Genomic DNA, 13,245 nt, shown 5'->3' with positions numbered 1-13,245 from the left:
CTTTCCCCTCCGCATCCATCCGTTGTACGCCCTCCCCTTTTGGACAATACAAACAAAAAGGCATCAGGAAGATTGTGAAGCTCCTTGATGCTGCTTGTGTGTGATGAAACGCGGAAACTATAACATAATATATGGTAATTATACCGTAGATGGGGAAGGTCTGTAAAGGGGAAGTTTGCGCGGGGAAAACGAGGAAAAATTTTTGTGAGGCGTGGAAATATGTGATTTGTTTATCTGTTCCTGTACGTAAAACTATGCTATAATAGAAACGATCGTATATTCTGAAAACCAATAGGTGAGATAGGTCATGCATGTCGGAGATGTCGGTCGAAGAAATTCGCGAGATTGGACGCATGCACAGCTTGCTCTAATTCGTTGGCCTATGGTATAATACGAGTGCAACTGTGTATAAATCAGAGGAGAGTGCGCACATATGAGAGGTGCGGAGGCGGTCTTGGCATGTCTGCGCGAGCAGGGCGTGGACACGTTGTTTGGATACCCCGGCGGGATGATCCTGCCGCTTTATGATGCGCTCTATGCACAGGATGCGATCCGTCAGGTTCTCGTAACGCATGAGCAGAATGCCGCGCATGCGGCGGACGGCTATGCGCGTGCGACGGGACGTGTCGGTGTCTGCATCGCCACGTCAGGGCCGGGCGCGACGAATCTCGTGACGGGTCTTGCGACGGCGTACATGGACTCGATTCCCGTGGTCGCGATCACGGGGCAGGTCGACATCGCCATGCTCGGACGCGATGCCTTTCAGGAGACAGATATCCTCGATGTGACGATGCCCGTAACGAAACACAACTATAAGATCAAGAATGCTGCCGACCTCGTGCCGACGATCCGTCAGGCATTCGACCTTGCGCGCAGCGGGCGTCCCGGCCCCGTACTCCTCGATGTTCCGCGCAATCTCTTCTTCGAGGAGGTAGCCTATACACCCGAGAAGCCGCAGGAGCGTACACCGGGGAAGCCCGACGCGGACTTTATCATCTGCGCGGCGGAGGCGGCAGCGGAGATTATAGCTGCCGAGCGTCCGCTCGTGATTGTGGGCGGCGGCGTGATCTCGGCGGGTACCTCGGAAGAGGTCACCGCATTCATCGAAAAATACCATCTGCCCGTCGTGCATACGCTCATGGGCATGGGTGCCGTTTCAAGCACGCATCCGCAGATGCTTGGTTTCGCTGGGATGCACGGGGAAAAGGTGGCGAACTATGCCATTGGTGCCGCCGATCTCGTTATTGCGATCGGCAGCCGCTTTGCTGACCGTCAGACGGGCAACCTCAGTAAGTATACGGCGAACCGCAAATTTATTCACATCGACATTGACCCCGCTGAGATTGACAAGAACATCGAGAACAGCCTCGGTCTCGCGGGCGATATGCGGACGATCCTAAAGCTGCTCATGCGGCAGACGCCGAAGGGCGATCTCGGTGCGTGGTGGGAGCAGATCCGCACGTGGCAGGAGGAATACGACTACGACTACCATGTCGGTCGCCTGACCGTGCCGTGGGCGCTGAATCAGGTCGCGCAGAATACGCGTGGCAAGGCATATGCCTATGCGACCGATGTGGGGCAGCACCAGATGTGGGCGGCACTCCACCTGCGCGTGGAGGAGCCGCGAACGTGGCTGACCTCGGGCGGTCTCGGTACAATGGGCTACGGACTGCCCGCCGCGATGGGTGCACAGCTCGCGTGGGGAAATCAGCGGCGTGTCATCCACATCGCGGGTGACGGCGGCATCAAGATGACGGGCAACGAGTACTACACGATCGCGCGTCTCGGTCTCCCCGTGCTCTCGATCATTGTCGACAACCGTGGGCTTGGCATGATCCGTCAGCTGCAGAAGGTGCTCTACGACGAGCGCTATATTGCCTGTGAGCTGGATCACGAGATGGACTACGTGAAATACGTGGAGAGTTTCGGCATCAAGGCGGTGCGCGTCTCCACGCAGGAGGAGTTCGCGGCGGCGCTGAAGGATGCACTTGAGGACGTTGCGCACCCGCGTGTCATCGTGATGGATGTATGGCGCAGTTTCGTGGAACCGATGGCGAAGGGCGGTGCGCGCATTGACGAGTTTGTCGACTTTAAGTAAACGCATGCAGTCCGCACATACGCAACGCGGATTTTCCCTGCTTTCGACACTGCTTGCCGTGATGATCTTGGCGGTGATCCTCGCGATTGCCGTGCCGCGTTTCACGTCTGCGATTGCGACGGCGAACACGGTGAAGGTGCAGGCGGATCTTACGGCGCTCGACACGGCAATCGTGCTGTATCAGACGGCAAAGGGGAAAAATCCCTCGAATCTTGACGATCTGGCAGAGTATGTAACCGATCTCAAGAATCTCAAGCCGCCCTCAGGCAATGTGCTCGTCGGCGGAAAGGAAGAGTCCATGGAAAAGGCGACGTACAAGATCGAGCAGAAGAACAATGTCTGGCGTGCGACTTGTGCGGGACGGACAGCGGAGGAATATCGTACGAAGGAGTAAGGGAGGCATGAGGATGCAGGAAGAGCTGCATGAGCTTTTTCCCGCACGAACTGCCCTCGTGCCGCTTGCTGTTCTTTGGCTGCTTTCCGTGATTGGCATTCTGTTCTTCGGCGGTGTCACGCTGCGCAGCCTCTGCGGCAGTCTTTTTTCTGCGGTGCTCCTCTGGCTCTCCTATCTTGACCTCAGAGATGGTATGCTCTATGATGTGATTACATTGCCCTTTGCTGTCTTCGGCTTTGTTCCGGTGCTGGCGGGGCTGCTTTCCCTGCGGGAGGCTCTCATCGGTGGGACGCTTTGCGGCGTCTTATTTTATTGCCTATATATTGCCGCACGCGACGGCCTTGGCGGCGGTGATGTAAAACTTGCTGCGACGCTCGGCGTTTGGCTGGGATGGGAATCGGCGCTGATTGCCGTCTGGATCGCCTTTATGCTCGGCGGAATTGCGGCGGTGTTCCTCCTTGCGACGGGGAGAAAAAAGCGCCGTGATGGGATTCCCTTCGGTCCCTTCCTCGCAGCTGGCGGCTATGTCGCCTTTGTCGCGGGCGCGCAGATCTGGCAGCTCTATTGGGGAGGTGTCTTGTGAGGCGCGTCGAAATGCAGGGCATGGCGCTTCTCAACGTGCTCGTTGCAGTCTCTGTACTCGGCATCGTATTTGCGGCGGCGCTTCCGGCAGCGCTTTCACTCTATGCACGTGCGGCGGTTGAGTACGAGGCTGTGCATCTCGCCGCCGAAATTCGGCGTGTGCAGGCAATCAGCCGTGTGACGGCGATGGAGCTCTATATGCTAGAGGGAAGACGCTCATGGAAACGCGATCCGCGTCTTGAAATTTACACTGATGGCTATGCACTTCATCGACCGTTTGATGGGACTGTTCGCGTGCATGAGCCGCTGCCGCTTGTGCGATTCGAGCAGGAGACGGCGCATGGAAAGCGCGTGGCATTTGACCGCAACGGGGACATTGCAAGAGATTGGAGCAGCAATATGACGATTCGGGTCTATGCTGTGGGGCATGAGCAGGATGCGCTGCGCGTTGTGATTGACCAGGCAGCGCGGATCCGCTTGCACCGAGGAGCACCTCATGACGATGAGGCGGAATAAGGCGGAGGCCGGCTGGGTTCTCATCGAGACTGTTGTACTCGGGATCATTGTCCTTGCTGTTGTGGCTGCGCTCACGCTCTTTGCACGAACGGCATTACTCGAGGAGCGCGCTGCCGGACGCATGGAGGCGGCGTTTGTCGCACGTGCACAGCTTTCGATGATGGAGGCGGAGCTGGATCAGGGAATACCGCCGCTATCTGCGCTGACAGCGGTCACCTCGAATGATCGGCTCTATCAGGTCGAGACATTCGTTGCGCGTCAGGATGAGTTCTACGATGTGCATCTGCAGATTTCGTGGGAACATTTGGGGCATGAGGAGCATGCAGATTTTGTGCGGAGGATGAGGCATCATGGAGCGGCGTCAAGCAATCCCTAAGGACACGAACGGCGCAAGGGGCTTCCTGTTGATGGAGCTTGCCGTCAGCCTGCCGATCTTTGTGCTCCTGCTGAGTTTTCTCGCCTTTGCGGTTGTATGGTCATGGCGCAGCTATCAGAACGAGATCGCGGATGCGGAGCTGCGGCAGGAAATGCAGATTGCAGCTGCGCGCATTGTGGAGTCAGCGCTGCTCTCCGACCACATAGGGGAGCGGCAGCGTGGGGTATACGAGATGGAGCAGGAGACGTATGGTGCGCAGATTTCCAGAGGCGCGCGCGAGCGCTATTGGCTCTCAGATGGCCGCCTGGTGCTCAATGCGGTGACATCCCCCATCACGGGAGCGTTCAGCGGGGCGGGCGTCCATATCAAGGCGTTCTCTGTACGGGAGGATGCGCTGCACCCGCGCCTCTACCACATCGAGATGAGAGGCATGAGCATGGTGACGGGGCGTACGTACAGCCTCGCAACCTCTGTCTATCTGCGGGAGGATATTGGTGGCAAATAGGGATGAGCGCGGCACGGTCTCTGCCGTCGGGCTCGCTGTACTGACGGTAATTCTCCTGCTCGGTCTGGCCGCCACTGCGTTCATGCGCGGCGGTGCCGATGTGACAGTGGAATATGAGCGGGAAATGCAGCTGCGCCTTGCTGCTGAGAGCGCGGTGGAGACGGCTGCAGCAAAACTTGAGCGGAATGCCAACGCATACGGCGACCTGCCGGATGCGGGTGAGACCAAGGAAGTGAACAAGGATGTGGGCGTGATTCCAACAGCGGAGAAGATCGAGCTCCACGTCTTCATCGAGACACCAAGAGAGCGGGTACCTTTCCTCACGGTGGGGGCGGCTGCCATCGATGAGAGCGAGACGCGTGTCCCCGATGGAGAGAAGTGGCTGCGGGCAAAGATCGTTCGTGCGTGGATGGAGAAGAAGGGGGATCACTATGTCTGGCGGCGCTGGTATTAGACTCTTGTGGCGCACGCGCGAGGCAGTTGGCCTCTATCCTGGGGGAAAGGGACTTGTGCTCGCGCACCTATGTGCAGCCGAGGAGAATGGGGGCGCGTGGATGGTGACGGAATCGCGCACGTCGGAGACCTCCTGCCCCGCACCTTCGGATGCAGCAGCACTCGCTGCATTTATTGGTACTGCGCTGCAGAGCGCAGGATGGGAGAAGCTGCCGCTGGCATTGGCGCTCCCCGCTACCGAGGCGGAGACGGCGGAATGGGAGCTGCCCATTCGTCTCAGCGGCAGAGAGCTGCGGGAGGCACTCCTCTGGTCGCTGCGCGCCGAGGCAGACGAGGCGGGGGCACCTCTATCCGATGATGTTGAGCTTGTGTGCACAACGCTGTCCGAGACTGAGCCGCAGCGCTATTGGGCGGCATGGATGGACAAGCATCGCATCCGTGCATATTTTACTGCATTCTCTGCTGAGGGGCTGCGATTGCAGATGATTACCGTCTATCCGCCGGGTGGCGGTGTGTTCGCGGATGAGATCGAGGCGGCGCGTGAGCCGCGTATGCCGTGGGAGATGGAAAGCGCGGAGGATGGGATTGCGTCTGCTGTCTATGCGGGGCTGCTCATGCGTGCGGGCACGCCCGAGCATCTGTATTGGACGGCGCGGCAGCCGATCTCTGCTTTCTTGCGTGCACATGCGGCGCAGCTGATCGCCGTTCTTGCCGCTGCACTTTTTCTCGCGGGCGTTGGTGCGGATGTTGCTTCTTACATGGCGGTGCGTCAGGTGCGTGACCCTACTGCAGAAGAACTTGCGCTCCGGGGCTCGGAGCTGGCGCGGATGGAGGAGTTCTCTGCTTTGCGCGCCGATGTGGCACAGCGTGAGCAGCTGCTCTCTGCGTTTTCAGCAGAATCTCTGCCGTTGCCTGCGCTCCTCGTGCATCTTGGCTCGATGACAGTCGATGGCGTGCATATTTCGGGGGTGCAGGCAGAGGGGCATGCGATTCGAATCGACGGGGAAGCCGCAGACTATGCGGCACTTGCCGCGCTTATGGGCGCGATGGAGGAGGACGCATTTTTCTCTGCGGAGGTCACGCTCGAACAGGCGGGGCAGGGGGAGCGCACGACCAATGTACCGGGGCGCATCCACTTCATTCTGCACAGCAGCTGGTAGGGGGGCATGATGGAACGACTTTCCAAGCGACAGCGCATCGAGATTGTGCTGATCTTCGCGCTTGCATTGCTTCTGCTCTATGTGCTCCTCATAGGACCGTATATCGCTGTGCAGCGCGATGCGGCACGCGCCGAACGGGCAGCGGCAGAGACGCTGCTTATGCGTGCAGATGCATATCAGAGAGCTCTGCTTGCAGATGGTGAGGCCGCGTCAAAGCTGCGGGCGCGGCAGAGGCGTCTTGCGGATGCCCTGCCCGAGGTGCAGGGGCAGGGCAGGTTCATTCATGAGGTGGAGAGCCTTGCTCGGCGCAGCGGCGTGTCGATTATCGGCGTTGCGCCGCAGGCGTCCGAGACTGCGGGCGAGATTGCAGTGCAGCCGATCGAATTCAAATTTCACGGGAATTACTTTGATGTCCTTTCCTTTCTGCGCGCGCTGCAGGAGGGGGCGCGCTGCGTGCAGTTCTCTTCCTTCTCGCTCACGGCAGAGGGAAATGAACTGCATGGAGTCCTTCTTGTCAACATCGCTGCGTATGCGGGCGCGGCGAAATAATGTATACGGAATGCCTTGCTGCGCAACAAAGGCGGATACGCTTGCAGGAAAAGGCGGGCTTGTATCGAATCTATTTCAAGATGAATAGATTTAGCACGGGGGAATTGGAATGAGCCATTTGCGTTTTATCACGGGCGGCGAGTCCCACGGCGCGGCGCTGACGGCGATTCTCGATGGAATGCCGGCAGGGCTGCGTGTGACGCGTGAGGCGATTGATGCGCAGCTCGCGCGCCGCCAGCAGGGCTATGGGCGCGGCGACCGCATGAAGATCGAGACGGATCGCGTCGAGGTGCTTTCGGGGCTGCGTTTTGGGGAGACACTGGGATCGCCGATCACACTGCAGGTTGTGAACCGCGATTTTGCAAACTGGACGGAGCGCATGGATCCATTTGGAGTGCCCGCAGGGTCAAAGGTCACAGCCGTGCGCCCCGGGCATGCCGATCTCACGGGCGTGCTGAAATATGATAGGCTGGACGCACGCGACATCCTCGAGCGATCGAGTGCGCGCGAGACGACAATGCGTGTCGCCGTCGGTGCCGTCTGTCGTCAGCTCCTCGCAGCCGTGGGGGTGACTGTTGCTTCGCATGTGACAGAGATCGGCGGCGTGACAGTTGACCGTGCGGCAATCCGTGACGAAGATATCGGCATGACGAACAGTGATGATTTGAACTGCTGCGATCCTGCGGCAGAGATACGGATGAAAGACCGCATCGACGAGGCACAGGCGGCGGGCGACACGCTCGGCGGCGTCTTTGAGGTCGTTGTACGCGGTCTGTCTGTCGGTCTCGGCTCGCATACGCAGTGGGATGCGCGTCTCGATGGAAAGCTTGCGGGCGCTCTCATGTCCATTCAGGCGATCAAGGGCGTGGAAATCGGCGCGGGCTTTGCGTGTGCGCATCTGCCCGGCAGCGAGATCCACGATGAACTCTATATGGGGACAGACGGACGCCCCTATCGCAGGACGAATCGTGCGGGCGGCCTCGAGGGTGGCATGACAAACGGAGAGACACTTATCGTTCGCGCGGCGATGAAGCCCATCCCGACGCTGATGGCACCGCTGAAGACGGTCGATCTTGCAACGGGCAAGGAGGTCTCGGCGAGCAAGGAGCGCAGCGACACCTGCGCCGTTCCTGCCGCTTCTGTGGTGGGTGAGGCGATGGCCTCCTATGTTCTCGCGGATGCCATCTGTACGCAGTTCCATGCGGATTCGATGACTGATCTCAAAGAATCCCTTGCCGCCTATCGTGCGCGGCTCGAGAGGGTGTGGAAGAAGGCATGAAGAATGTCGTATTGATCGGATTTATGGGCACAGGAAAGACGAGTGTCGGGCGACTGCTCGCCGCGCGTCTGGGCTGTGCATTTCACGATCTCGACCGCAAGATCGAGGAGAAGCATGGCATGTCCATTCCTGCAATGTTTCGGGAACATGGTGAGCCATATTTCCGTGCACGCGAAAAGGATGCTGTGCGCGAGGCGGCTGGGCGTACAAACCTCGTCATTGCAACGGGCGGCGGTACGGTAAAGGATGCGGAGAACGTCGCGATCCTGCGTCAAAATGGCATCCTCGTCGCGCTGACCGCCGATGTCGACACGATCCTCCAGCGCACATCGGCGCGCGGCGCACGTCCCGTGCTCGATCATGCGGATGCAGGGGATCGCCGCGCTGCTGTTGTGCAGCTCCTTGATGAGCGACGCAGCCTCTATGACGGGGCGGACATTACGGTCGATACGAGCGGACGCGCGCCGCTTGAGGTGGCAGAACACATCCTGCAGGCACTTCGGATATGGAGAAAATAATATGATACGCAGAGTGGCAGTCGAGCTTGGGGAGCGCAGCTATCCCATTGTGATCGGGAATTCCATTGACGATGAAATGATTGGATTCGTGCGTCAGGCGGGATACTCCGCGCATGGCATGATCGTCACGGATACGAATGTCGGAGAGCTCCATGCCGGACGCATTGCAGAGGCACTCGAACGCGCCGGGCTGCAGGCGGAGATTGCAGTGATTCCTGCGGGGGAGTCCTCGAAGAGTCTGGACACGGCGAACGATCTCTTTACGCGTGCAATAGAGCTCGGACTAGATCGTAGATCGCCGATCTTTGCACTCGGCGGAGGCGTGGTCGGCGACCTCGCTGGCTTTGTCGCGGCGACCTATATGCGCGGCGTGCCCTTTATCCAGCTGCCGACGAGCCTGCTCGCACAGGTGGACTCGAGCGTCGGCGGCAAGGTTGCCGTCAACCATCCGCTCGGCAAGAATCTCATCGGTGCATTCTACCAACCAGATGCAGTCTTTATGGATCTCGATCTGCTCAAGACATTGCCTGCGCGAGAGATTGCAACGGGACTCGGCGAGATCATCAAATACGGTATCATCTGCGATGCGGATTTCTTTGCATGGCTCGAGGAGCACTGCGCACAGGTGCTTGCGCTCGCCCCACCCGCAGCGGCGCATATGATTGCGCGTTCCTGTGAGATCAAGGCGGATGTTGTGCGGCAGGATGAGCGCGAGGGCGGTCTCAGGCGCATCTTGAACTTCGGGCATACGATTGCGCATGCAATCGAGAAGGAGACGGGGTATGTGCGCTACCGTCATGGAGAGGCGGTTGCCATTGGCATGGTGGGAGCGGCACAAATCAGCGAAGAGATGGGGCTCCTCTCCGCCGCAGATCGCCTCCGCATGGAGTCTCTGATTCGCGCGATGGGGCTGCCGCTCACCGCTGCGGGTGTGACGGCAGAGGCGATGTATGAGGATCTCTTCCACGACAAGAAAACCGTGGGCGGCCGCATTCATTGGGTGCTCGCCGAGGGCATTGGCAAGGTCTCTGTGCACAGCGATGTGCCGGAGGAGATTGTACGTAAAACATTGCTAGGACTTTCTTCCTGAAAATCCTTAAGTATACTTCATTTTCCAACGAACATGTTTGAAAGGAGGTGAGCGGAGCATGAATCGGAGATGGTGCAAATTTGTGCAGATGCTTTTCTTTGCGCTGCTCGTTTGCACGGGACACATAGCTTCCGCTGAAACCTCCGAACTCTCATGGGAATATTGGCAGACGGATTCGCCGGAGTTCAGCATCCGTGGAGCGAAGACCGTCCCTGCATTTCCAAAGGATGAGGGGCGTTGGAGAAAATTCAATCCGCAGTTTGGTGTTGCTGTTCCGGAGGGGACGCACCATGTCTGGATTCGTGTCTACATTCCGCCGGATACGGGCGTGGATGAGAGCCTCTTCTTCTCCACAACAGATCAGTCCGTACAGATCTTTTTGGACGGGGTCTCCATCTATCGCTATGGCGATCTCGGTCAGCACGCCTTCTCCTATGGTCGGAAGTGGCATCTCGTTGATTTGCCGGCGTGGGCGGTCGGGCGTCAACTTTACTTTCAGGTTCATTCGGACAATATCTGGGTGCTTGGGCAGTTTGACCGCATTCGACTGGATCGCCCTGCGCACCAGATCGAGGATGTCTTCCTCTACGACTTTCCCTATGTCAGCGGCATTACAGCGCTCCTCATCTTCATCATGCTGCTCGGCGTCTACTTCTTTACGGAGAAGGAGCTGCGGGATATCTATCTGCGTCTGATCGTCGTCCTTTTCATCTTCTTTGTATGGATGCTCAGTGCGTCGAGTCTCGTGCTCCTCTGGCTCGACTGGCCTGTATTCTGGCGGATCGTAGAGCTGGTGTCGTCCTACCTGATTCCGCTGAGTGCCAACTTACTGATCTATAGCATCATTGACGAGCAGTATAAAAAAAACATCTTGTGCCTTTCCTCCATCTATGGAATCATCTTTGTTCTTGCCGTTTTGCTTGAGATTCTAGGGCAGAATGGCCTCTATCTCATGCGGTTCTGCTTCTATCCCGCCCTTGCTCTCTGCGGACTCGTGACCGGGTACTGGCTTTGGTTATGCTACAAACGCGGGAATCAGCGCTGCCGTTCGCTGCTCGTTGCGTTTGGAACACTCTCTGTACTTGCCGTGGTCGATGGGCTCTCGTCCCAATACCGCATATTCGGTTGGCACACCTATTTTGTTCCGTTCGGCATCTATACGATCGGCTTCTTCATCGTACAGCTGATCTTGGAGCGTGCCGCGCATGAACGTTACCTCGCAGAGCTCTCTGCGAGCCTTGAGAACGAGGTCAGCGTCGTGACGAAACGCATGGAGGTTGATCCGCTCACAGGCGCGTTCAATCGCAATAAATTCCCTGCGGCGACGCGCGACTTCATGCGCATCTCTCTTGAAATCAAGGAACCGTTTGCGCTCATCATGTTTGACATCGACCACTTTAAAAGCATCAATGACACCTATGGACACGATGTCGGCGACGTGGTGCTTGTGGGCTTTGCACAGACGATCAGCGCCTTCCTCGACCGCCGGCACGTTCTCATACGCTGGGGCGGTGAGGAGTTCATCCTGCTCTGTCTGCACTATGACGGTGCACAGGCAGAGGCTTTTGCCAACGTAATTCGCGAGGCGGTTTCAGAGGCGCACATCCACCCATCGGATCAGGTGACGTGCAGCGGTGGTGTTGCCATCTGGTACGGTACAGCCGAGGATACGGTGGATCATATGGTAAAGCGCGCTGACACGGCGCTCTATCAGTCGAAGGAGAACGGACGCAATCGCATCACCTGCGAGCCGGACTGGCGGGAACATATGCCGCCGCGCCGCGCAAAGAAGCCGGAGTCAAAAAAGCCCTGTTCGACGGGACGTTCCTAGGAAAGTGAGAGGGGCGGACGGGAACGCAATACATAGCGGCCGCGGCTTTACTGCTGCGGAAAAATTTTTCTTGCGTCAGCGTCGATCTTATGCTATAGTCACTAGGTATGTGTGTGGATGGTCCGCTGGGCGGCATGAGCCGGCTATGAACGTCCGAGCGAAGGAGGAAAACATATGAATATCATCGAGGTTCTTGAGAAGGAGCAGCTCCGTTCCGACATCCCCGCATTTGCACCGGGCGATACGGTTCGCGTCCATGCGCGCATCGTCGAGGGCACGCGCGAGCGCATTCAGGTGTTCGAGGGCGTTGTCATCGCGCGTCAGGGTTCGGGCGTGCGCGAGACCTTCACCGTGCGCCGCATTGCATCGGGTGTCGGCGTCGAGCGACTCTTCCCCGTGCATTCCCCGCGCATTGCAAAGATCGAGGTGACGCGTCGCGGCATTGTCCGCCGTGCGAAGCTCTACTATCTGCGCGGACTTACGGGCAAGGCGGCTCGCATTCGGGAAAAGCGCTAATTCGGCATGGATGGGGACTGCTGCGGCAGTCCCTATTTTTGCTTATTTTTTCCTGTTTGAGAGGAGAATTTTATGGAAAAGGAAACATCGACTGCAGCGGAGATCAAGGATTGGATCGTATCCATCGTCGTTGCCGTTGCACTCGCCATGTTCATCCGCACGTTTATCGTGGAACTCTACGTTGTCGATGGTCCGTCGATGCGCCCGACACTCGAGTCGGAGGAGCGCCTCGTCGTCAATAAATTCATCTATCGCTTCCGCGTACCGGAGAAGGGCGAAGTGCTCGTCTTTCAGTACCCGCGCGATCCGAGCCGCGACTTCATCAAGCGCGTGATCGCGACGCCCGGTGACACAATCGAGATTCGCGAGGGGCGCGTGCTCGTCAACGATCAGCTGCTGACCGAGGACTACATCCTCGAGAAGACGCGCAGCGAGTACCCGAAGACGACAGTGCCCGAGGGGCGCATCTTCGTCATGGGCGACAACCGCAACAACTCCGAGGACAGCCGGTTTGCCGACGTCGGCTTCGTGCCGTACGACCTCATCAAGGGCAAGGCGATCCTCGTATTCTGGCCGATTTCTGCGTATAAGACGCTCTGACGGAGGAACGCGATGCGCTTTGTATCATGGAATGTCAACGGACTGCGTGCGGCTCTGAAGAAGGGCTTTATGGAGTCCTTCAAGGAACTCAACGCTGACGCATTCTGCTTACAGGAAACGAAGATGCAGGAGGGGCAGGCGATCCTCGATCTGCCCGGCTACGAGCAGTATTTTTACAGTGCGGAGAAAAAGGGCTACTCCGGCACGGCAATCTTTACGCGCCTAAAGCCTCTCTCGGTCAGCTATGGCATCGGCATAGAGGAGCACGACAACGAGGGGCGCGTCATCACGATGGAGTTCGAGGATGTCTACCTCGTCACCGTCTACACACCGAACTCGAAGAACGGGCTCCTGCGTCTCGACTACCGCATGGTCTGGGAGGATGCGTTCCGCGCGTTCCTGCTTGACCTGCGTGCGAAAAAGCCCGTCGTCGTCTGCGGCGACCTCAACGTCGCGCATACGGAGATTGACCTCAAGAATCCGAAGAGCAACCGCCGCAATGCGGGCTTTACGGACGAGGAGCGCGGCAAGTTCACGGAGCTGCTCGCAGCGGGCTTTGTCGATACCTTTCGCGCGCTCTACCCCGATCTGACGGGCGCGTACACGTGGTGGTCGTACCTGCGCCATGCGCGCGAGACGAACGCGGGGTGGCGCATCGACTACTTCCTCGTCTCCGAGGAGCTGCGTGACCGCATCGCAGCGGCGGAGATCCACGCGGATGTATTCGGGAGCGACCACTGCCCCGTATCATTGACCTTGAAATAAAATCGAAGTAAGG

Annotated in this window: 16 protein-coding genes; all 16 read left to right on the top strand. The window is 58.3% G+C overall.

Annotated features, from left to right (window positions below; genetic code table 11):
- Positions 1–433: 433 nt before the first annotated feature.
- Positions 434–2,098 (top strand): biosynthetic-type acetolactate synthase large subunit, encoded by a 1,665-nt coding sequence (gene ilvB / locus H1B31_RS00870; RefSeq protein ID WP_185980523.1) that lies wholly within the window; start codon positions 434–436, stop codon positions 2,096–2,098.
- A 4-nt stretch (positions 2,099–2,102) separates the two neighbouring features.
- A complete protein-coding gene (locus H1B31_RS00865; RefSeq protein ID WP_009439924.1) occupies positions 2,103–2,492 on the top strand; it encodes a competence type IV pilus major pilin ComGC in 390 nt (129 codons plus the stop codon).
- A gap of 13 nt (positions 2,493–2,505) precedes the next feature.
- Entirely contained in the window at positions 2,506–3,075 is a 570-nt protein-coding gene (locus tag H1B31_RS00860) for a prepilin peptidase (RefSeq protein WP_185981191.1), read from the top strand.
- An 11-nt stretch (positions 3,076–3,086) separates the two neighbouring features.
- Positions 3,087–3,590: a prepilin-type cleavage/methylation domain-containing protein gene (locus tag H1B31_RS00855; protein ID WP_185981189.1), complete on the top strand. Its 504-nt coding sequence runs from the start codon at positions 3,087–3,089 to the stop codon at positions 3,588–3,590.
- A complete protein-coding gene (locus H1B31_RS00850) occupies positions 3,571–3,966 on the top strand; it encodes a type II secretion system protein (protein ID WP_404828665.1) in 396 nt (131 codons plus the stop codon). The genes H1B31_RS00855 and H1B31_RS00850 overlap by 20 nt, the downstream gene beginning before the upstream one ends.
- Complete coding sequence (locus tag H1B31_RS00845; RefSeq protein ID WP_185980522.1) at positions 3,941–4,471, top strand: prepilin-type cleavage/methylation protein; 531 nt, start codon at positions 3,941–3,943, stop codon at positions 4,469–4,471. Before H1B31_RS00850 ends, H1B31_RS00845 begins: the two co-directional genes overlap by 26 nt.
- Entirely contained in the window at positions 4,461–4,925 is a 465-nt protein-coding gene (locus tag H1B31_RS00840) for a hypothetical protein (protein WP_185980521.1), read from the top strand. Before H1B31_RS00845 ends, H1B31_RS00840 begins: the two co-directional genes overlap by 11 nt.
- Positions 4,903–6,084: a PilN domain-containing protein gene (locus tag H1B31_RS00835; protein WP_185980520.1), complete on the top strand. Its 1,182-nt coding sequence runs from the start codon at positions 4,903–4,905 to the stop codon at positions 6,082–6,084. Before H1B31_RS00840 ends, H1B31_RS00835 begins: the two co-directional genes overlap by 23 nt.
- A 6-nt stretch (positions 6,085–6,090) precedes the next feature.
- Positions 6,091–6,633 carry a type 4a pilus biogenesis protein PilO gene (pilO, locus tag H1B31_RS00830; protein ID WP_226372114.1) on the top strand — a complete coding sequence of 181 codons (543 nt, stop codon included), beginning with the start codon at positions 6,091–6,093 and terminating at the stop codon, positions 6,631–6,633.
- Positions 6,634–6,742: 109 nt separating this feature from the next.
- Positions 6,743–7,912: a chorismate synthase gene (gene aroC / locus H1B31_RS00825; RefSeq protein ID WP_185980519.1), complete on the top strand. Its 1,170-nt coding sequence runs from the start codon at positions 6,743–6,745 to the stop codon at positions 7,910–7,912.
- Positions 7,909–8,430, top strand: a complete 522-nt coding sequence (locus H1B31_RS00820) for a shikimate kinase (RefSeq protein WP_009439915.1) — start codon at positions 7,909–7,911, stop codon at positions 8,428–8,430. Before aroC ends, H1B31_RS00820 begins: the two co-directional genes overlap by 4 nt.
- Position 8,431: 1 nt before the next feature.
- Positions 8,432–9,520: a 3-dehydroquinate synthase gene (gene aroB, locus H1B31_RS00815; RefSeq protein ID WP_185980518.1), complete on the top strand. Its 1,089-nt coding sequence runs from the start codon at positions 8,432–8,434 to the stop codon at positions 9,518–9,520.
- 58 nt (positions 9,521–9,578) lie between these two features.
- Positions 9,579–11,351: a GGDEF domain-containing protein gene (locus H1B31_RS00810; protein WP_185980517.1), complete on the top strand. Its 1,773-nt coding sequence runs from the start codon at positions 9,579–9,581 to the stop codon at positions 11,349–11,351.
- Positions 11,352–11,525: 174 nt separating this feature from the next.
- Positions 11,526–11,867, top strand: coding sequence for a 50S ribosomal protein L19 (gene rplS, locus H1B31_RS00805; RefSeq protein ID WP_009439912.1), 342 nt, complete (start codon positions 11,526–11,528; stop codon positions 11,865–11,867).
- A gap of 72 nt (positions 11,868–11,939) precedes the next feature.
- Positions 11,940–12,467 carry a signal peptidase I gene (lepB, locus tag H1B31_RS00800; protein WP_009439911.1) on the top strand — a complete coding sequence of 176 codons (528 nt, stop codon included), beginning with the start codon at positions 11,940–11,942 and terminating at the stop codon, positions 12,465–12,467.
- A 12-nt stretch (positions 12,468–12,479) separates the two neighbouring features.
- Complete coding sequence (locus H1B31_RS00795) at positions 12,480–13,232, top strand: exodeoxyribonuclease III (RefSeq protein ID WP_009439910.1); 753 nt, start codon at positions 12,480–12,482, stop codon at positions 13,230–13,232.
- The last annotated feature ends 13 nt before the right edge of the window (positions 13,233–13,245 follow it).

Source organism: Selenomonas timonae (assembly GCF_014250475.1).
Taxonomy (GTDB): Bacteria; Bacillota; Negativicutes; order Selenomonadales; family Selenomonadaceae; genus Centipeda; species Centipeda timonae.
This window is presented reverse-complemented; position numbering and strand designations above follow the sequence as displayed.